The organism is Actinomadura hibisca NBRC 15177 (assembly GCF_001552635.1).
Taxonomy (GTDB): domain Bacteria; phylum Actinomycetota; class Actinomycetes; order Streptosporangiales; family Streptosporangiaceae; genus Spirillospora; species Spirillospora hibisca.
The window spans coordinates 1-19,304 of sequence record NZ_BCRO01000073.1 but is presented as its reverse complement, the minus strand read 5'-3'; the positions used below and the strand labels follow the sequence as shown (position 1 = coordinate 19,304).

20 protein-coding genes are annotated in these 19,304 nt (G+C 71.3%); 6 read left to right on the top strand and 14 right to left on the bottom strand.

All coding sequences use genetic code 11. The annotated features are described in order from the left end of the window. Nucleotides 1–139 precede the first annotated feature (139 nt). Complete coding sequence (locus AH6_RS29930; RefSeq protein WP_067486580.1) at nt 140–3,817, bottom strand: replicative DNA helicase; 3,678 nt, start codon at nt 3,815–3,817, stop codon at nt 140–142. 337 nt (nt 3,818–4,154) lie between these two features. On the opposite strand from AH6_RS29930, the gene AH6_RS29925 reads away from it, so the two are divergent. Together AH6_RS29925 and AH6_RS29920 are read left to right on the top strand one after the other, a co-directional pair. Then, nucleotides 4,155–5,474 (top strand): MATE family efflux transporter, encoded by a 1,320-nt coding sequence (locus tag AH6_RS29925; protein WP_373861815.1) that lies wholly within the window; start codon nt 4,155–4,157, stop codon nt 5,472–5,474. 49 nt (nt 5,475–5,523) lie between these two features. Further along, a complete protein-coding gene (locus tag AH6_RS29920; RefSeq protein ID WP_067486574.1) occupies nt 5,524–5,712 on the top strand; it encodes a hypothetical protein in 189 nt (62 codons plus the stop codon). 7 nt (nt 5,713–5,719) lie between these two features. Here AH6_RS29920 and AH6_RS29915 read toward each other — a convergent pair whose 3' ends face one another. From AH6_RS29915 to AH6_RS44840, 7 genes are all read right to left on the bottom strand, one after another. Further along, a complete protein-coding gene (locus AH6_RS29915; RefSeq protein WP_067486571.1) occupies nt 5,720–5,995 on the bottom strand; it encodes a DUF6355 family natural product biosynthesis protein in 276 nt (91 codons plus the stop codon). Nucleotides 5,996–6,114: 119 nt separating this feature from the next. Then, complete coding sequence (locus tag AH6_RS29910) at nt 6,115–6,915, bottom strand: peptidoglycan recognition protein family protein (RefSeq protein WP_373861813.1); 801 nt, start codon at nt 6,913–6,915, stop codon at nt 6,115–6,117. A 154-nt stretch (nt 6,916–7,069) separates the two neighbouring features. After that, the gene (gene rplI / locus AH6_RS29905) at nt 7,070–7,516 is read right to left on the bottom strand and encodes a 50S ribosomal protein L9 (protein ID WP_067486565.1); all 447 of its coding nucleotides are present in this window, start codon (nt 7,514–7,516) and stop codon (nt 7,070–7,072) included. Between the two features lie 19 nt (nt 7,517–7,535). Beyond that, the gene (gene rpsR, locus AH6_RS29900; protein WP_026403973.1) at nt 7,536–7,772 is read right to left on the bottom strand and encodes a 30S ribosomal protein S18; all 237 of its coding nucleotides are present in this window, start codon (nt 7,770–7,772) and stop codon (nt 7,536–7,538) included. A gap of 67 nt (nt 7,773–7,839) precedes the next feature. Beyond that, a complete protein-coding gene (locus tag AH6_RS29895; RefSeq protein ID WP_067486562.1) occupies nt 7,840–8,406 on the bottom strand; it encodes a single-stranded DNA-binding protein in 567 nt (188 codons plus the stop codon). Nucleotides 8,407–8,443: 37 nt separating this feature from the next. Further along, the gene (rpsF, locus tag AH6_RS29890; protein ID WP_067486559.1) at nt 8,444–8,734 is read right to left on the bottom strand and encodes a 30S ribosomal protein S6; all 291 of its coding nucleotides are present in this window, start codon (nt 8,732–8,734) and stop codon (nt 8,444–8,446) included. A 262-nt stretch (nt 8,735–8,996) separates the two neighbouring features. After that, entirely contained in the window at nt 8,997–9,170 is a 174-nt protein-coding gene (locus AH6_RS44840; RefSeq protein ID WP_169807941.1) for a hypothetical protein, read from the bottom strand. Between the two features lie 240 nt (nt 9,171–9,410). On the opposite strand from AH6_RS44840, the gene AH6_RS45070 reads away from it, so the two are divergent. The 3 genes from AH6_RS45070 to AH6_RS29875 all read left to right on the top strand — a co-directional run bounded on the left by AH6_RS45070 (nt 9,411) and on the right by AH6_RS29875 (nt 11,199). Next, nucleotides 9,411–9,737 (top strand): hypothetical protein, encoded by a 327-nt coding sequence (locus AH6_RS45070; RefSeq protein WP_067486556.1) that lies wholly within the window; start codon nt 9,411–9,413, stop codon nt 9,735–9,737. A 42-nt stretch (nt 9,738–9,779) separates the two neighbouring features. Continuing rightward, nucleotides 9,780–10,550, top strand: coding sequence for a deoxyribonuclease IV (locus AH6_RS29880; protein WP_067486552.1), 771 nt, complete (start codon nt 9,780–9,782; stop codon nt 10,548–10,550). Nucleotides 10,551–10,821: 271 nt separating this feature from the next. Continuing rightward, nucleotides 10,822–11,199 (top strand): DUF4190 domain-containing protein, encoded by a 378-nt coding sequence (locus tag AH6_RS29875; protein ID WP_083983611.1) that lies wholly within the window; start codon nt 10,822–10,824, stop codon nt 11,197–11,199. Nucleotides 11,200–11,239: 40 nt separating this feature from the next. Here the strand turns inward: AH6_RS29875 and AH6_RS29870 are convergent, their stop codons facing one another. Then, nucleotides 11,240–11,695, bottom strand: a complete 456-nt coding sequence (locus AH6_RS29870; protein WP_067486549.1) for a barstar family protein — start codon at nt 11,693–11,695, stop codon at nt 11,240–11,242. Between the two features lie 20 nt (nt 11,696–11,715). Beyond that, nucleotides 11,716–12,180, bottom strand: a complete 465-nt coding sequence (locus AH6_RS29865) for a guanyl-specific ribonuclease (protein WP_067486547.1) — start codon at nt 12,178–12,180, stop codon at nt 11,716–11,718. Nucleotides 12,181–12,366: 186 nt separating this feature from the next. Between AH6_RS29865 and AH6_RS29860 the strand changes: the two genes are divergently transcribed. Then, nucleotides 12,367–13,299, top strand: coding sequence for a MerR family transcriptional regulator (locus AH6_RS29860; protein ID WP_067486544.1), 933 nt, complete (start codon nt 12,367–12,369; stop codon nt 13,297–13,299). On the opposite strand, the gene AH6_RS29855 is transcribed toward AH6_RS29860, so the two are convergent. The 4 genes from AH6_RS29855 to AH6_RS29840 all read right to left on the bottom strand — a co-directional run. Beyond that, a complete protein-coding gene (locus AH6_RS29855; protein ID WP_169807940.1) occupies nt 13,271–14,191 on the bottom strand; it encodes a phosphotransferase in 921 nt (306 codons plus the stop codon). The two genes, AH6_RS29860 and AH6_RS29855, sit on opposite strands and share 29 nt — an antisense overlap. A gap of 25 nt (nt 14,192–14,216) precedes the next feature. Beyond that, nucleotides 14,217–15,092 carry a D-alanyl-D-alanine carboxypeptidase family protein gene (locus AH6_RS29850; protein WP_067486538.1) on the bottom strand — a complete coding sequence of 292 codons (876 nt, stop codon included), beginning with the start codon at nt 15,090–15,092 and terminating at the stop codon, nt 14,217–14,219. 65 nt (nt 15,093–15,157) lie between these two features. Continuing rightward, nucleotides 15,158–16,591 carry a glycosyltransferase family 87 protein gene (locus tag AH6_RS29845; RefSeq protein WP_067486707.1) on the bottom strand — a complete coding sequence of 478 codons (1,434 nt, stop codon included), beginning with the start codon at nt 16,589–16,591 and terminating at the stop codon, nt 15,158–15,160. Between the two features lie 86 nt (nt 16,592–16,677). Further along, on the bottom strand, nt 16,678–19,304 hold a 2,627-nt coding region (locus AH6_RS29840), incomplete at its 5' end, for a transglycosylase domain-containing protein (RefSeq protein ID WP_157431810.1).

Genomic DNA, 19,304 nt, shown 5'->3' with positions numbered 1-19,304 from the left:
GTTTCGGCACACCAGCATTAGCCACTCGCGATGCCCAAAGCGACCAGCGCGAGCACCGACCCCCGCGAACACCACACCGTGCCGGACGTTCAGCGTGGTTGGCTCAGCCGCTTCGAGACCCTACAAAACGCCCGAACGCCTACTGCGCCATGTCGACAAATCGGCTGTAGTGCCCCTGGAACGCCACCGTCACCGTCGCGGTCGGACCGTTACGGTGCTTGGCCACGATCAGGTCCGCCTCACCCGCCCGAGGCGACTCCTTCTCGTAGGCGTCCTCCCGGTGCAGCAGAATGACCATGTCCGCATCCTGCTCGATCGAGTTGTGGAGCGAGATGCCGTTCGCCACGAAGTTGTGCAGGCCGAGGACGGTCGCGTCGTAGACCTCCTGCTCCCCGACGCTCTCCACAGAGACGATCTCATCCCAGAAGACGTCGTTGGTGGCCAGCATCTCCAGCTCGGCGCTGTCCAGCACCGTGGCCACCCTCCCGAGCCGCGCCCGGCTCGGCGCGGCCTTCCACAACGTACTGCCGCAGAACTTGGTGCCGATGGCTTCCTGGAACTTCCGGTGGGGCATCTTCTTGTCGGCGAGGATCTGCCGGACGTCGTCCCACACCTCACGCGGAATGGTGTCCACGTTGGTGTTGGAACGCAGGCCGCGCAGCTTCTCCACCGCCGCGGCCGCGATCACCCCGCGCGCGCCGTGCACCTGAACGGCCTCGAAGAACGCCAACTGGTTCTCCGCCCCGGTCAGATGAAGCTGGTATCCGGGCCGGTAACCCGCCTTGTTCACGGTCTTGATCCTGGACAGGATGCCGAACCGCGCCAGCAGCCGGGAGACGTCCTCCACCAGCCGACGGCTGGTGGAGGCGTAATAGACGCGGCACTGCCCCTGCTTGGCGTCCCAGTACACGCAACCGTCGGTCGCCCACAGGTGACGCAGGAAGAGCGCCACCTGCTCCTTGGGCAGACCGAAGACGGGGCCGGGCACGAACTTCTCATGTGACCGCAGCCCGAAGAGGCCGAGCTCGTCGAGCCAGGCGGCGATCGGGTTCCGGCGGCCGTGCGTCAACCGGTAAGGCGCCGGAAGGCGAAGCGTGGTGACGCGCGCCGCCTCGTACTCGTCGCGCACCGCCGTGATGCCGAAGTGCTCGGCGGCCTCGGTCACCGCCGACAGGCACGCCTCGTCCTTGCTCGCGTAACGGATGGGCTGGCGCTTCACGAACGAACCGTCGCCGATGAGGTGCGCCAGCATGACGACGCGCTCCTCCGGCCAAGGCTTGATCTCCAGCGGCGGCGGCACATGGCGGACCGACGCGACTCGCGAGCCCGGCCCCAGCTCACCCAGAGCCGTCCAGCCCGAGTAGGTCAGGAAGGGGTGGTTGGCGGTCGCCTCCACCTGCTTGCCCGATGCCAGCGTGACCCGGAAAACCTCCTTGCGGCCGCTGGAGAAGGCATGGGTCAGCGTCCTCGGCACGTACTTGAGCCGATCGTCGAGAGCCCACACCGGAACGTCCCGGGCACCGCTCTCGATCAGCTCGCCGACGGTGATCTCCTCGTTGGTGTCGGCCCGCATGAGCCGCGTTCCGGCCGGCACACAACCCGACTCGCGCAGGTCCGACACCATCGGCTTCTTGTCGGTCCGCTGCTCGGGGCCACGGTTGAGCTGGGACAGGGCGATGACCGGGACCTGGAGTTCCTTCGCCAGCAGCTTCAGTGACCGGGAGAACTCCGACACCTCGACCTGGCGGCTCTCCACCCGCTTGCCCGACGTCATCAGCTGCAGATAGTCGATCACGACCAGCCGCAGGTCGTGCTGCTGCTTCAACCGGCGGCACTTGGCCCGGATCTCCATCATCGACATGTTCGGCGAGTCGTCGATGAACAGCGGGGCCTCGGCCACCTCGCTCATCCGCCTCGCCAGCCGCGTCCAGTCCTCGTCCTGCATCGTGCCCGACCGCATCGCGTGCAGCGCCACCCGCGCCTCCGCCGACAGCAGGCGCATCGTGATCTCGTTGCGGCCCATTTCCAGGCTGAAGAACGCCGAGGTCAGGCCGTGCTTGATCGACGCCGCGCGCGCGAAGTCCAGCGCGAGCGTCGAGTTGTGCGTGGGGATGCAGGAGCGGCCGACCAGGTACATGTGGTCGGCGTTGTCCACCTGGATGCACCGGACCGGCACGCTCTCGACCGGGCGCACGTCCACGATGTGGCGGACCTTGGCCTTCGGGTCCACGGCCTTACGCTGCCGCGCCGCCTTGCGCGGCAGGCGGAACACCGGCTCGGCCGCCGTGAAGTCGATCCGATGGACCGGCGAACGGCCCTCGACCGGCTTGGTCGTCATCGTCGCCCGGTGGCCCAGGCTCAGGATCAGCTCGTGGGCGTCGTCGGCCAGTCGCTTGTTGACGAAGTCGAGCTGGAGCTGACCGATCTCGGAGACGTGGCCGTCGGTGTCGAGCATGCCCGCGAGGAGCGCCCGGCGCTGGGGCTCGGAGGCGCGCAGGTAGGCGGCGGGGATGTGCTCATCGGCGCTGCCGCCGTCGCCCAGTGAAGTGCCGAGGACGTAGGGGTCGATCGGCAGGTCACGTTCGGGCAGTTGGAAGGGCTTGGCCACCGCTACGGCGTGGTTGGGGCGGTTGTCGCCGTCGCAGCGCAGGGTCGCGGCGATCTGCTCGGTCGTCTTGATGGGGCGGTGCTGGGCTTTGGTCGCGGCGTTCTTGGGATGGGCGGCGCGGCCCAGTAGGCCCCGGTAGGGGCTGGTGGGCTCGTGGCGGGGTCGGCGCTTGGGGATGGCCTGGTCTGCTGTGCCTCGGTGGCCCAGCTCCCTGGTGATCGTGTGGAGCGCGTCTATAAATCCGGCTCCGACCTCGGCCATCGCCTCCTGGGGCCAGGAGTGCGAGGACGCCTTGTTTCCCGTCTGCCGGTGACGGTCGGCGCGGGTGGTGGTGTGCCACTGGTGCTGCGCGTCGGCGACGATCACTTCGCCGTCGGAGAACTCGACCTCGTAGCAGGGGCGGCCGCGCATCACCTCGGTGGCGGCGACGACGCGGGTCGGCCTGCCGTCCGCGCCGATGACGTGGTCGCCCACCTGGATCTCTCCCATCGTCGTCCAACCCGTAGGGGTTGGGACGAGAGTGGACAGATCCAATGCCTTGCCCATCGCGGGGCGGGCGGCCACGACGATCATCTGGCCCGGGTGCAGGCCGTTGGTCAGGGCGTCCATGTCGGCGAAGCCGGTCGGGACGCCGGTCATCTGGCCGCCCCGCGAGCCGATCGCCTCGATCTCGTCCAGCGCGCCCGGCATGATCTCGCTCAGCGGCACGTAGTCCTCGCCCGCGCGCTTCTCGGCGATGGCGAGGACCTCGGCCTGGGCGCGGTCGAGGATGTCGTCGGCGTCGGCGCCGTCGGCGGCGTAGCCCATCTGGACGATGCGGGTGCCGGTCTCCACGAGCTTGCGCAGGACCGAGCGTTCTCGGACGATCTTGGCGTAGTAGCCGGCGTTGGCGGCGGTGGGGACCGAGGAGATCAGGGTGTGCAGGTAGGGGGCGCCGCCGATGCGGGTGATCTCGCCGCGCTTGGTGAGCTCGCCGGAGATGGTGACGGCGTCGGCGGGTTCGCCGCGGCCGTACATCTCCAGGACGGCGTCCCAGATGATCTGGTGGGCGGGGCGGTAGAAGTCGCCGGTGCGCAGCAGTTCGACGACCTCGGCGATGGCGTCCTGGGACAGCAGCATGCCGCCGAGCACGCCCTGTTCCGCCGCGATGTCGTGCGGTGGGGTGCGTTCGAACTCCTGCTCGTGCTGCCCGAGATCGGTCACGCTCACCTTGGCACCCCCTTCAACTCGGCCACCGGCGTCCCCGTCCGCCACGTCGCCGATCGTTCATCCCACGTCTATCCGAAGGGTCTGACATTCTGCGGTGCCACGCAAAGGGAACTGTGGACAAGGGTGTGGAGTCGCTGTGCAGACACGCCGGTTCGGTTGTGCACGAGCTGTGGACAACCTTGTGGATATTCACCGGCCGTGCCGGGAAAGCCTATCCTTGAGCTGGGGAAACTTCATCCACGGGGTGTGTGGGAAAGAAAGTTGGCCCGCGGAGGGCACAGAAGCCATGTAAGCGACAAAGTACCTATATCGCTTACCGGTTGGTAGCGTGGCGGGAGTGAAGCTCGTTTCCTCCCCCCGCGACCGGGAGATCCTGCGCCTGGCGGTCCCCGCCTTCGGCGCGCTGGTCGCCGAACCGCTGTTCCTGCTGTCGGACTCGGCGATCATCGGGCATCTCGGCACGGCCCCGCTCGGCGGGCTGGGCGTGGCCGGGCAGATCCTCGGCACGCTGGTCTACCTGTGCGTGTTCCTGGCGTACGGGACGACGGCGGGCGTGGCGCGGCGGGTGGGCGCGGGCGATCTGCGGGCCGCGGTGCGGCAGGGCGTCGACGGCATGTGGCTGGCGGTCGCGATCGGCGCGCTGCTGATCGTGGCGGGCTGGCCGCTGGTGTCGTGGCTGGTGGAGTTGTTCGGGGCCTCGGCCGGGGTCGCGCCGTTCGCGGAGACGTACCTGCGGGTGAGCCTGCTGGGCATTCCCGGAATGCTGGTGGTGCTGGCCGGGACGGGCGTGTTGCGCGGCTTGCAGGACACCCGGACGCCGCTGGTGGTGTCGATCGGCGGGTTCGGGCTGAACCTGCTGCTGAACGTGGTGTTCGTGTTGTGGTTCGAGTGGGGCATCGCGGGGTCGGCGTGGGGCACGGTGATCGCGCAGACGGCGAGCGCGGCGGTGTACGTGGCGGTGGTGCTGCGGGCGGCGCGCCGGCACGGGGCGGCGGTGCGGCCGGATCTCGCGGGGTTGCGGACGTCGGCGACGGCCGGGGTGAGCCTGCTGGTGCGGACGGCGGCGCTGCGCGCGGTGCTGATCGTCGGGACGTCGATCGCGGCGCGGATGGGCGATCCGGAGATCGCGGCGTACCAGGTGGGGTTCCAGGTGTGGACGCTGCTGGCGTTCGCGCTGGACGCGATCGCGATCGCGGGCCAGGCGATCACGGGGCGCTACCTGGGGGCGTCCGATCCGGTGGGGGCGCGGGAGGCCACCCGGCGGATGGTGCGCTGGGGCGTGGGCTGCGGCGTGGTGTTCGGACTGGGGATCGTGGCGGTGCGGCCGTGGTTGCCGGGGCTGTTCACCCAGGACGACCAGGTGCGGCACCTGCTGCTGGCGTCGTTGCTGGTCGTGGCGCTGTTGCAGCCGGTCGCGGGGGTGGTGTTCGTGCTGGACGGCATCCTGATCGGTGCCGGGGACGGCCGCTATCTGGCGTGGACGACGCTGGTGGCGACGGTGGTGTTCCTCCCGGCGGCCCTACTGGTGTACACATCGGGCGGCGGGCTGGTCTGGTTGTGGCTGGCCATCGGCCTGTGGATGGGGACGCGGCTGCTGACGCTGGGCCTGCGGGCGCGGGGCGAGGCGTGGCTGGTGACGGGGGCCGTTCGGCACTGATAGGCGCGACCTCCTGCGCCACCGGGGCCCCGGGCGCTACTATTCGAACATGTGTTCCATTCATGGTGAGCGGCTGGCCCGGTTGTCCCAGGCGATCGACGAGCTGGCGGCCGAGGGGCTGGCCGGCCTGCCGCCGGAGACCCTGGTGGAACGGGTGACGGGCATCTGGTCGCTGGTCGAGGGCATCGACCTGGAGGTGGCGCGGCGCCGCACCCGGTCCAGCCCGCCGGAGAACTGAGCGGGGGTCAGCAGGCGGCGACGGGGCGCGCTCCGGCGACGTTGCCCGTCCAGCCTAGGCGGCGGGTCTCCCCGGCGCCCACGCACAGGTGCCCGTTGGGCTGGAAGCGGTAGCGCACGTACACCTCCCGGCGGTCGCCGCAGCCGGTGTACCAGGACTGGCCGCCCAGCTCGTGGAAGCCGCAGGCGTGGCCGCCCCTGGCCGCCGGTCCGGCGGTGAGCAGGCCCACGGCGGCGGCCGCCACGATGCCGGTCGCCAGCAGCTTGCGCGTCGTCTTCATCATCGCCCCCGAGTCGTGCCGTCGCCCTTTCCCATGCTGGCGCGGTGCGGGCGGCCGTCACCAGATGCCCTGGTAGGGGCCCGGTACCGACTTTGGACGGCACTTCGCTCCGCCTTAAGGCCCTACCGGTGGTCGCGCCCCGGCATGATGCCGCTCAGGTCGGGGGCCTCGTACGGGTCCGCCGGGGCGAGCTTGGCGACGCGCCTGCCCTTGCTGGCGAGCCCGTCGTCCGGCTGCGGCGGCAGGCCCAGGCGCTGGGCGACGTGGTGGCGCAGCTCGGGCAGGCGGGAGTACAGGACGTCGCCGGGGCAGGTGGTGTCGACGTAGTCGCGGTGCCCGACGATCGCGTCGTAGGGGTTGAGCCGGTACGCCTCGCACAACCAGGCGCAGGTGTCCGCCAGCGACTCCCACAGCGCCTCGGGGACGTTGGCGGCGCTGTAGGTGCCCTCGTTCTCGATGCCGATGGTGTGCTCGTTGTGGTTGAGGGCCTGCGCGCCGACGACGTGCCGGCCGGCCAGGATCGCCGCCAGGCTGCGGTTGCGGCCCTCCATGACGTGGCCGCCGCGGCTGATGGTGAGCTGCTGGCCGGTGTCGTCCCAGCCGCGGGTGCGCATGTGGAAGCGCTGGATGGCGCGCGACAGGTCGCGTGCCTGCGCGAGCGAGGTGTCGGTGATGTTGGGGCTGGCGGTGTGGTGCACCACGATGTGGTCGGGGGCCCGGAGCAGGACGCGCGCGGGCCTGCGGGCGGGTTTCGCCGCCCACTCCCGGCGGGTGTGGACGCGCGGCTGTTGCACGGCTGCGGATGCGAGCGGGGCGGCCATGGCCTCATTGTCGGCCAGCGTCTCCAGCAGCCCCCAGCCGAGCGCCCCGCCCAGCAGCGTGCGACGCGTCAGCCTGGGTCCTCTCCCCGCGTGCCCGGACAACCCCGCCCCCTTCGGATCGTTTTCGCCTCCTCACGGAACGTAGTGGTCGGCGAGTGGATCACCAAGGACCGGGCGGTTCGGGGGCGTTCCCGGAAAAGGCGAACGGCCGGGCCCCCGGTGACGGGGACCCGGCCGCTCACACCGGTCGTGCCGGTCAGCCCTCGACGACGTCCACGTCGATCGTGGCGCTGACGTCGGTGTGCAGCCGCACGCTGACCCGGTGGGTGCCGACGGTCTTGATCGGGTTGCCGATCTCGATCCGCCGCTTGTCCAGGTCGGGGCCGTCGGCGGCCTTGACCGCCTCGGCGATGTCGGCGGCCGTGACGGCGCCGAACAGTCGGCCGTTGCTGCCGGTGCGGGTGCGCAGGGTCACCTTCAGGGCCTGCAGCCGCCCGGCGATCTCCTTGGCGTGCTCGACGGTCGCGATCTCGCGGGCCGAACGCGCCTTCTTGATCGACTCGATCTGGGACTCGGCGCCCCGGGTCCAGCGGATCGCGAACCCGCGCGGCACGAGGTAGTTGCGGCCGTAGCCGTCGCGGACCTCGATGACGTCGCCGGGCTCACCGAGGCCGGAGACCTGCTGAGTGAGGATGAGCTTCATGATCTGTTGTCCCCCTTACTCAGCGCGCGGTGCTGGTGTAGGGCAGCAGCGCCATCTCACGAGCGTTCTTGATCGCGGTGGCGACGTCACGCTGGTGCTGGGTGCAGTTGCCGGTCACCCGACGGGCACGGATCTTGCCGCGGTCGGAGATGAACTTCCGCAGCAGGACGGTGTCCTTGTAGTCGACGTAGGAGATCTTCTCCTGGCAGAACACGCAAACCTTCTTCTTGGGCTTGCGGGGAGGTGGCTTCGCCATCGTGGTGCTCCTTTGATGAGAGCCCCGCTCACGCGGGAATGGACGTGATGTCTGTCAGTGGTGCTGGTTAGAACGGCGGGTCGTCGGAGAACCCGCCGCCCCCGCCGCTTCCGCTGGTGGCCCAGGGGTCGCCTGCGGGCTGGCCGCCGCCCTGCTGCTGGCCGCCGCCGAAACCGCCGCCGCCTTGCTGGCCGCCGCTGAAACCGCCGCCCTGCTGGCCGCCGCTGAAGCCGCCCTGGTCACCGCCGCCGAAGCCGCCGCCACCCTGCCGCTGGGTCTTGTTGACCTTGGCGGTGGCGTTGCGCAGCGACGGGCCGACCTCGTCGACCTCGATCTCGTAGACCTGGCGCTTCTCGCCCTCGCGGGTCTCGTAGGAGCGCTGCTGAAGGCGTCCCTGGACGATGACGCGCATGCCGCGGGTGAGGCTCTCGGCGCAGTTCTCCGCCGCCTGCCGCCACACGTTGCAGGTCAGGAACAGGGCCTCGCGGTCCTTCCACTCGTTCGACTGGCGGTCGAAGTACCGCGGGGTCGAGGCGATGCGGAAGGAAGCGACCGCCTGGCCGCTGGAGGTGAAGCGCAGATTCGGGTCCTCGACGAGGTTCCCGACGATCGTGATTACGGTGTCGCCTGCCATGGGGCTCGCTCCGGCTGCTGTGAGGGCTGAGCCTGGCTCAGTGGACCTCGGGGCGGATGACCTTGGTGCGGAGGATCGACTCGCTCAGGTTGAGCTGACGGTCGAGCTCCTTGACCGTGGCAGGCTCAGCCGACAGGTCGACCACCGCGTAGATGCCTTCGGACTTCTTCTGGATGTCGTAGGACAGGCGGCGCCGGCCCCAGACGTCCACCTTCTCGACGCTGCCGCCGTCGTCCTTGACGACCTTCAGGAACGGCTCCAGGGCCGCGCCGGCGGTGCGCTCGTCGATGGCCGGGTCGAGGATGGCCATGAGTTCGTAACGACGCATGCTGTGTCCCTACCTCCTCTGGACTGATGCGGTCACGGTCTCTCCGTGACAGGAGGGCTCTTGCGTCCGTCGCGGCCGTGACCACCCGATCTTCGGAGGCACCGGCCGCGAGACCGATACAGACTACCAACTGTTGCGGCCCCGTTGGTCGGCGTTGGCCGACGTCACGACCGGCGTCACGCACGGCGTCGCGACCGGCGTCACGGCCGCTCCCGGGTCCGGCGCCGGGACCGGCCGCGCGGCCGGTCGCGTCGGGCCGGGCTCAGAAGCACCGCCGGGACGCCGCCGGGGGTTGCCGCGCGGTGCGGCGCCGGCGTTCCAGCTCGGCCATGATGTCGGCCATCCGGGCGCGCATCCGGGCGGCCTGGGTGGTCAGCAGCGACAGCTCTTCCACGAGCTCGGCGTCGCCGATGACCGCGAGTTCGCTCTCCCTCACCGGGCACCTCCTGCCTCTCCCCGCTTCCCCTCGGGGCGATCCGAGGCGACGATCCTCGAATCGATGTTCGACGTTACCGGGTGGCGCCGACATTTCCGCCCGGCCGCCCCTGATTGATCATCAGCGGTCCCGGGAATCCCTTGGGGGACGGGGTGCGGGCACGGCCCGTACCAGCGCCACCAGCAGCGCGGACACCACGCGCGACCATGACACGAGCCACCTGACGGAAGGGGTGTCCCGATGCCCGAGCACGCAGCGGGGAGCAGCCACAGGGCGGTCGGCGCCGACGCCGGGGCCCTCGGTGCCGACGCCGGGGCCCGCACGCGCGCCCGGGGCGGCGTCCTGGCCGTCGGCGCGGCGGTGATCGGCCTGGCGGCCCTGGTCCTGGGGTTCATCCCGGCCACCCACTTCTTCGGCGCGGTCGCCGGGGTGATCGGGCTGCCGCTCGGCCTGTACTCGCAGCTGGTGTCGATCTCGACCAACGAGCGCTGGCTCAACGTCGTCGGGATGGTGGCCTCGTTCGTCGGGGCGGCGTTCGCGCTGCGGCACGGCGGGTTCTCGATCTGAGCGCGGCGGATTTCGTCGTAGGGCGCGGCTAGGCTCGTCGGCATGCGCATCGGAGCCCACGTCGACCAGACCAGCCCGCTCGACAGCGCCCGCGAGAAGGGCGCCGAGGTCGTGCAGTTCTTCCTGGGCGATCCGCAGGGCTGGAAGAAGCCCGTGGTGCCCGAGGGCGCGGCGGCGACCGCCGGCGGCGGGGTGGAGGTCTACGTCCACGCCCCGTACGTGATCAACGTGGCGACCTCCAACAACCGCATCCGGATCCCCAGCCGCAAGCTGCTCGCCCAGCAACTGGAGGCGGCGGCGTCGATCGGGGCGAAGGCGCTGATCGTGCACGGCGGGCACGTGCTGAAGGACGTCGACCCCGAGTCGGGGTTCGAGAACTGGCGCAAGGTGTTCGAGCGGCTCGACTTCCCGGTCCCGGTCTACATCGAGAACACCGCGGGCGGCGACAACGCGATGGCGCGCCGGTTCGACCGCATCGAGCGGTTGTGGGAGGTGTTGTCGGGGGTGCCGGGGCTGGACGGCAAGCTCGGCTTCTGCCTCGACACCTGCCACGCGCACGCGGCGGGCGAGGAGCTGGTCGACGCGGTGGACCGCATCAAGGCGATCACCGGGCGGATCGACCTGGTGCACTGCAACGACAGCCGCGACGCGTTCGGGTCGGGCGCCGACCGGCACGCCAACCTGGGCAGCGGCGAGATCGACCCGGAGCTGATCCTGTCGGTGGTGCGGTCGGCGGGCGCGCCGGTGGTGGTGGAGACGCCGGGCGACGGGCAGGCGGCCGACATCGCCTGGTTGCGGGAGAACCTGGCCTGATCCCGGCCTGACCCTGGCCTGATCCCGGCTTGCTCCCGGCCCGATCGGGGCCGGTGTCGGCCGGATCGCGGATACGCCGTGGCCGGTCCGCAGTGTGTCCGGCCTGCTGGGGAACCCGGACGGCCGCGGCGGCATCTAACTCCGTGACGCTGCTCGGCACACCGAGCAAATGCCCCTGATAGCGCCACACTGGCATAATCCGGAGTCCTTACCCCCCAAGCGCACGCGCGATCCTACGCGGCGGCGGGCGCGCGAACCGATCGGGAAGCCCATGGCACAACCGCCCTACGACCCCTACGGTCAGGCCGATCCCTACGGCCAGCAGCCCTACGGCATCCAGCCCGCGCCGGTCCAGCACCACTACTACGGCGCGGCCCCGGTGATGGCCCCGCCGACCAACGGCATGGCCACCGCGGCGCTGATCTGCGGCATCGCCGGGTTCTTCTGCGGTATCGCGGCCCCGCTGGCGATCATCTTCGGGCACATGGCGCAGAGCCAGATCAAGCGCACCGGCGAGGGCGGCTCGGGCATGGCGGTGGCGGGCCTGATCCTCGGCTACATCGTCACGGTCTTCATGGTGGTCATCATGCTGATCTACTTCGGCCTGTTCGCGGCCCTGCTCAGCAGCAGCTCGTCCAGCTCCTACTAGCGAGCCCGCCGGTCCGCTGGCCCGCCGTCCGCCGGGCGGGTCAGCCGAGCCGGGGGATACCGGCGACCTCCACGCCCGCCGTGGGCAGCAGGACCGCCATGGGGGTGCCGGTGTCCCGCCACGACTCCACGGCCTCGGCGAACACGTCCAGCGCCGTGCGGAACGACGCCTGGTCGGCCTCGGCCAGGCCGTCCCAGCCCCGGAACACCACCAGGTGCCCCCGGCGGGCGGGCGCCCAGGACAGGTCGGTCAGGCAGTCCTCCAGGGCGTCCCAGTTCTCCCCGTAGTACTCGGGGAAGTCGAACACCCGGGCGCACAGCCGCAGGAAGCCCTCCTTGTCGTGGACGCTCCCGGCGTCCAGGTCGAACGACCGCCAGCCCTCCTCGGCGGCCCGCTCCCACCAGCCCGCGGCGGCCGTCGCCGGGGCGCGCCACTGGTAGAGGCCGGGCTTGAGCCGTCCGGTCAGCAGTCCGGTCAGCGCTCGGTCAGCGTCCATCTCGTCGTCCCCCGGCCGTCTCATCCTTCGGTCACCCGCGCGTAGCTGCGGTAGTGGTCGGCGGTGTAGTACCGCTCCCCGCTCTCACCGCCGATGATGCGCCGCGCCCCGCGGGTCTTCGCGCCCGGCGTGGGGACGGTGTACTCGCGGTAGTAGCCGAGTTTCCGTTGGGGCAGCAGTCCCTCACGGTTGCGGAAGTAGGTTCCGTCCTGGCGGTAGGGGAACGGGCCGCCCGCCTCGATCAGCCGCAACGTCTCCCGGGCCTCCGCGGGCAGCCGCGACTCGGGGATCTCGCCGATGCTCCCCTGCGAGGCCGTCGCCCCGGGCCCGCTCGCGGTCGGGGCGGGCGCCGTGACCGTGACGGTCACGGTGGGCGAGGCCGCCGTCCGGTCCCCGCCGGTGCATCCGGCGAGCGCGGGCAGCAGGAGCAGCGGCCCCAGAACGCACGCCGCCAGCGTTCGCAGCGTCCTCGTGGTGGCGGTCATCTCGGCATCCCTCCCGAGCGGGATGGTGGCACAGCGTGCGCCGCGCGCGGCCGCGACGCGCTGGCCTGGGGCCGTACCCGGCGATGGCGGTGACCTCGTGATGACCCGCCCCGCCGGGTGGCCGCTGGCCTCCGCCGGGAAAAGCCGCTTGAGTCTCCAGTGACTGGAGACCGCAGAGTGAGGCGCATGGACGGCGACACCCTCTACACGATCGGAGAGCTGGCGCGGCGGACCGGACTGACGGTCCGCACGATCCGCTTCTACTCCGACGCCGGCCTGGTCCCGCCGACCGGCCGCACCCACGCGGGCTACCGGCTGTACGACCTGGCCGCGCTGGCGCGCCTGGACCTGGTGCGCACCCTGCGCGACCTGGGCGTGGACCTCGCGACGATCCAGCGGGTGCTGGCGCGGGAGACCACGCTCGCGCAGGTCGCGGCGGCGCACGCGGAGGCGGTGGACGTGCAGATCAGCACGTTGCGACTGCGCCGGGCGGTGTTGCGGGCCGTCGCCAAACGCGGAAGCGGACCCAGGGAGATGGAACTGATGCACAAGCTGGCCCGGCTCTCCGACCAGGAGCGCCGAGACATCATCAACGACTTCGTGGACGAGGTGTTCGGCGGCCTGGACGCCGACCCGGGCTTCGTCGCGAAGATGCGCGCCGGGATGCCCGAGCTGCCCGACGACCCCGAGCCCGAGCAGGTGGAGGCGTGGGTGGAGCTGGCCGAGCTGGTCCGCGACGCCGGTTTCCGCGCCCGGGTCCGGCAGATGGCCGAGTACCAGGCCGAGGCCGTCGCCAAGGGCGAGATGCCCGAGGGGATGCCCGCCCTGGCGGACACCACGGGCGAGGTCGTGGGGCGGGCGCTGGCGGCCGGGATCGGGCCGGACTCGCCGGAGGCCGCGCCGCTGCTGGACGAGCTGGTGGGCGCGTACGCGGCGGCGTTCGGGCAGGCCGACGGGCCGGAGTTCCGGCGCGACCTGCTGGGCCGACTGGAGATCGGCAACGACCGGCGCGCCGAGCGTTACTGGCAGCTGCTGGGGACGATCAACGGCTGGCCGCCCGTCCCGACACGGACGCCGCTGTTCGAGTGGTTCATCGCGGCGCTGCGCGCCCGCTCCTGAGCAGGGCGCGGAGTTCGGCCAGGGAGTCGTCGCGCAGCGTCGGCAGGTCGTTCTCGATGCCGTGCGCGACGTCCAGCGCCAGCTCCGCCAGCGCCCAGAAGCGCAGCTTCGCTTCCTGGCGCGGGGTCAGGGCGCGTCCCCGATGCTTCTGCACGCGGCGGACGAACGCCGGACCCGCCTCGGCCCACAGGTAGCACAGGTCGTAGTCGGGATCGCCGATCTCGATGTCGCCGAAGTCGATGAGGCCGCTGATCCGGTCGCCGGTCACCAGCAGGTGGTCCAGGCTGAGGTCGGCGTGGGTGAACGTGGGCTCGTAGGTGAAGTTCGCGTCGTCGGCGAGGTAGTCCGCCCAGGCGGTGAGCAGGGCGGACGCCTCGTCCGGCGGCAGCAGCGGCGCGACCTCGGCGCGGGTCTCCGCGAGGCCGTCGGCGTAGTCGGCGCGCAGGTCCCGGTCGAGGACGCCGAGGGCGCGGGCGCGCTCGACGGGGAAGGCGTGGATCGCCTCGACGGCGGCGGCGATCTGGCGCGGCGGCGCGTCCGCCTCCAGCAGACCGCGCGCCGCCCACTCGTCGGGCGTCAGCGACTCGCCGGGGACGACCGGGTAGCAGCAGAAGCGGCCGGGGCCCAGCGGGTTGGGCGCGGTGAACGCGAAGCGCGGGACGGCCAGGTCCAGCGACAGTTCCGGCAGCAGCCGGGCCTCGCGCTCGATGCCCTCCGCGCCGTCCTCCTCCTTGGGCAGCCGCAGCACGTACGCGCCGGACGGCGTCTCGGCGAGCAGCGCGACGCTGTCCAGCCCGGCCCCCAGCGGGCTCAGCCGGGCGTCCACCAGGTCCGGCGACACGGTGGCGAGCACGGTGCGGACACGGTCGTCCCAGTCGTCCGGCAGATCCACGGACACCCCTTTCGTCCCGTCATATCTACCAGCCGAAGCCCCAGCTCATCAGCCGGGCGGCGTCCTTGAAGCGGGCGGAGTTCCGGGTCTTGGAGCTGTCCAGCACCACGCCCACCAGCGTCCGCCCGTTCCGGCGCGCGGCGAACAGCAGGCTGTACCCGGCGGCCCGCGTGTAGCCGGTCTTGATGCCGAGCGTCTCGGGGCGCTGGCGCAGCAGGTGGTTGGTGGTGCGCCACACGTAGCGGCGGTGGCCGTCCCCGGCGGGCAGCACGTACCGGGACCGCTTCACGATCCGCGCGAACTCCGGCTGCCGCAGCGCGTACCGGCCGAGGGCGACCTGGTCGCGGGCGGTGGAGCGGCCCGTCTTGCTCGGCAGGCCGGACGCCTCGGCGTACCGGGTGCGCCGCAGGCCAAGCGACTGCGCGGTGAGGTTCATCTTCCGCACGAACGCGCGGCGGCCGGGGCCGTAGGCGTCGGCGAGCGCGTCGGCCGCGTCGCAGCCGGACGGCAACATCAGGGCGTTCAGCAGGTCGCGGGCGCGGATGCGGTCGCCGGGCCGCAACCCGGCGGTGGAACCGTCGTTGGCGGCGGCGATGGCGAGGTGGCTGCGCTTGATGCGGATCTGGCGGTCCAGGTCGCCTTCGCGTAGAACGACCAGCGCCGTCATCACCTTGGTGATGCTGCCGATCGGGCGGCGGACGTCCGGGCTCCGCGACCACAACGCCGCGCCGGTGCCCGCGTCGGCGAGGTAGGCGGCGCGCGCCTGGACGCCGCGCGGGGCGGTCGGCGCGGTGGCGGGCGACGTGGCCACGGGCTGCGTACCGGTCTGTGCGGTGGCGGGCGGGGCCAGGAGGGACGCCAGGAGGACGGGCGGCACGAGCAGGGCGAGGATCATCCGCATGATCGGTGACTACCCCGGCGACCTGGCGTTTCATGCGGCCCCGCCGCGTTCTTGACCTTGCTCGCTCAGGCGGGCGCGGTGCGCCGGTCCGCGCGCCACCGCGTCAGCGCGAACGTGTCGGGTGCGCCGTCCAGCACGCCGCCCGCCGGGTCGTCCGCGCCGTCCTCGCGGACCGCGTCGGCCGACGGCCGCAGGATCTCGTACACGATCAGCAGCGCCATCAGCAGCACCGTCCCGAACCGGGCGAGCAGCGCCAGGTGGTAGACGCCCACGCTGATCCCGCCGTCCGGCGCGTTGAGGCTCAGCACGTCCGACACCGTCTCGCGCAGGGACGCGCCGCCACCGCCGCCCATCCCGCCCAGCGACACCTGGAGCAGGTACCACCAGATCCCGAAGAAGTAGACGACCTCGCCGGCCTGCCACACCACGAACGCCGGGAGCTTCGGCCGGGCCAGGACCGCCAGCGGCAGCAGCCACAACACGTACTGCGGCGACCAGACCTTGTTCGGCAGCATGAACGCCACCAGCACCAGGAACATCAGCTGCGGCAGCCGGGGGCGGCGCGGCGCGGTGAGCGCGAGCACCGCGATGCCCAGCGCCAGCACCAGGAACGTTCCGGTGCCGTACAGGTTGAGCCTGTCGGTGTCGGCCGTGCCGGACACACCGTGGTCCTGGAGGAAGAAGAACACCGAGCCCCAGTCGATGCCGCGCTTCCGGCTGAAGGAGTAGAACTCGACCCAGCCGTCCCACGCGAACACCATCACCGGCAGGTTGACCACCAGCCACGCGCCCGCCGCCCCCGCGAGCAGACGTCCGAACGCCCTCCACCGCCCGGCGCGCAGGCACAGCAGGAACAGCGGCCCCAGGAACAGCAACGGGTAGAACTTCGCCGCGATCGCCAGCCCCAGCAGCACGCCCGCCAGCGCGGGCCGCCGCGACGACCACGCCGCCAGCGCCAGCGCCGACAGCGCCACCGCCAGCAGGTCCCAGTTGATGTAGGCGGTCAGCAGCAGCGCCGGGGACAGCGCCACCATCAGCCCGGTGCGCAACGACCGCCGCCCGGCAACGTACGCCGTGGCCAGCACCGTCACGATCGCCAGGACCGCCAGGAGCAGCGCGGTGACGTTGTAGAAGGCCATGCCGCGCGCCTCGACGCCGAACGGCCGCACCAGCCAGCCCACCAGCTGCATGAAGAAGCCGCTGAGCACCGGGTACTCCACGTACCGGAGGTCGCCGCCGCCCGGGAAGGAGTCGAAGTACGGCACCAGGCCGTCCTTCAGCCCCCGCACGTAGTACAGCGGGTAGATGTCGGTGTAGCAGGCCCGCGTCGTCGTCTTCACGAAGTCGAACCCGGCGGTGGCGCACGGCTGCTTCTGCAACCAGCCCAGCAGGCACACCAGCGCGGTCACGCCCGCCAGCACCGGCGCCAGGCGGGCCAGGCGGCCGGGCGCGCTTCCGGCGTCGGCGGTTTCGTCGGTGGCGGAAGAGGGCGGCGGCATGGTCACCACACTATTGGCCGCCGCGTTCCGGTCGGCGAAGGCGTGAGCCCCGGTCCTGGCGGGACCGGGGCTCGGGCGCCGCCGCGTCAGTTGCCGTCGACCTCGCGGGCGGGCTGCCGGTTGTTGGGCTGGTTCGGCTCGTTCGGGCCCTCGCCGTCACCGGGCTTCCGGCAGGCCGCATGGTTCGGATGCGAGATGCACCAACGCTCCAGGGCGTCCTTGTCGGTCGGCGGGATGTTCGGATCGCAGCCCGCCGGAACGCCGGGACTGGTGCAGGGCTGGTTGCCGCCGGTCGGCGGGGTCGTCGGTGTGGCCGGCGCGGTCGGCGTGGCGGGTGCGGTGGGCGTCGCCGACGGGCAGTTCTGGCCGGGTTGTTGCGGGGCGCCCGGCTCGGTCGGCGTGCACGTCGCGGTCTCGGTCGGCGTCGGCGTCTCGGGCCGCTCGGTCTGCACCGGCGCGTCCCACGCCTTGGCCTGGGTGTCGCTGTAGGTCGGCAGGTCGAACTGCTGCTGCTCCATGTTGGAGCGCTTGATGACGCGCTCCATGAAGTTCTTCCAGATCTGCGCCGGGATCGTGCCACCGTAGATGCTGTTGCCCTGGAAGCCGGGGATGTTGGCGATGGGCTGGCCGCCCTTCATGTTGTACATCGTCACCGCCGACGAGAGTTGCGGCACGTACCCCACGAACCAGGCGGCCGCGTTCTTCTCGGTGGTGCCGGTCTTCCCGGCGACGGGGCGGCCGTCCGGCAGCGCCGCCTTGCGCGCGGTGCCGCTGGTGACGACCCGGCGCAGCGCGTAGGTGGCCTGCGCGGCCTGGTCCTTGGTCAGGACCTGCTTCTGGGCGCCCTTCTTGTCCCAGGGGAGCTTGAGGGTCTCCCACTTGTCGCCCTTGCGCTTCTGGACCTTGGTGATCAGGTGCGGCATGACGGTGTGGCCGCCGTTGGCGAACGGCGCGTAGCCCGCCGCCTGGACGGCCGGCGAGATGTTGGCCACGCCCAGCGACAACGACGCGTTGCCGAGGTGCGGCTTCAGGTCCTCGTGCGGGACGCCGAAGTCCTCGGCGGTCTTGACGACCTTGTCCAGGCCGAGCTTCACGCCGAGCTTCACGTAGGAGGTGTTGACCGACTTCTCGGTGGCCGTCGCGAGGTTGATGACGTTCATCGGCGGGTCGCCCTCGTCGTTGTTGACGACGTAGCAGCCGGTGCCCTTGGCCTGCGCCTCGCCGGTGCTGGTGTTGATGCACAGCGGCGACTTGCCGGTGATCGTGGACTTGATGCTCTGGCCCTCCTTGAGGGCCGTGGCCAGCACGTACGGCTTGAACGAGGAGCCGACCTGCGCGCCGGGGTGGAAGACGGTGTCCACCTGGCTGCGCTTGGGGCTGCCGCCGTAGAACGCCTTGATCTCGCCGTTGCGCGGATCGACGGCGATCAGCCCGCCGTTGATGTTCTTGGGCCAGCTGCCGGCCCCGGCGTCGCGCATCGCCATGTAGGCGTCGCGCATCCAGCCGGCGTCCAGGCTGGTGGTGATCTGGATGCCGCCCTCGGACTCGGCCAGGTTGGCCAGCTCCGGGTCGATCTGGCCGAGCTCGGACTTGACCCGCTCGCGGACGAAGCCGGTCTGGGTGGTCTGGTTGTCGGCGGTGTCGTCCCAGTTGGTGGTCGTGGTGGGGAACTTCTGCCCCACCTGCTGCCGCTCGGCCGCGGTCATCTTGCCCATCTTGACCATGCCGTCGAGCACGTAGTTCCAGCGCTCCTGCAACGCGCGGGCCTTCGGACCGTTCCCCTTGGTCTCGAAGTAGGCGGGACGCTGGATCATCGCCGCCAGCAGCGCGCCCTCGGCCTTGTTGACCTTGGAGATGTCCTTGCCGAAGTAGGCGCGCGAGGCCGCCTGGACGCCGTTGGCGTTGCGACCGAAGTAGATGGTGTTCAGGTACTTCTCAAGGATGTCCTTCTTGTTGCCGCTGCGCCCCAGCTTCACCGAGATCATGATCTCTTTGAACTTGCGGCTCATCGTGCGGTCCTTGCTGAGGCCCTTGTAGTAGTTGCGGGCCATCTGCTGGGTGATGGTCGAGCCGCCCTCGACGTCGCCGCCGGTCGCCGTCTTCACGACCGCGCGCGCCAGGCCCTTGGGCGAGACCCCCAGCGAGTTGTTCATGAAGTCGCGGTCCTCGGCCGCCAGCACGGCGTCCTGGACGTGCGGGGGAACCTTGCTGAGCGGCACCGACTCCCGGCGCGCGCCCATGCGGATGATCGGCGTGCCGTCCTTGTACATGACGGTCGAGCCCTGCGCCGTGACGCCGTCCTGCGGCTTCTCCGGCACGGGCGTCATCACGTAGCCGACGATGAGGAGCGTGAACCCGGCCAGCACCAGCACGCCGAAGACGCCCGCCACGACCTTCCAGGACGGGACGTAGCGACGCCAGCCCTCCTTGGCGGACGGCTTCTTGTCGCCCTTGCCACTCTTGCCGCCCTTGCCGCGCCGGGGCTGCTTCTCGGTCTCGTCCCAGAAACCGTCACCGGGGCCACCCGGACCACCGGGACCACGCCCGCCGCCGGGGCCACCCGGACCGCGGCCACCGGGTCCTCCTGGACCACCCGGGCCGCGCCCACCGCCACCCGTGCGCGGCGGGCCGCCGGGACCCCCAGGCCCGCCCGGAACGTCGGGCGTCGGCGAGGCCGCCGTACGGCGCTGCGGCGGCGCGCCCACGCGCCGGC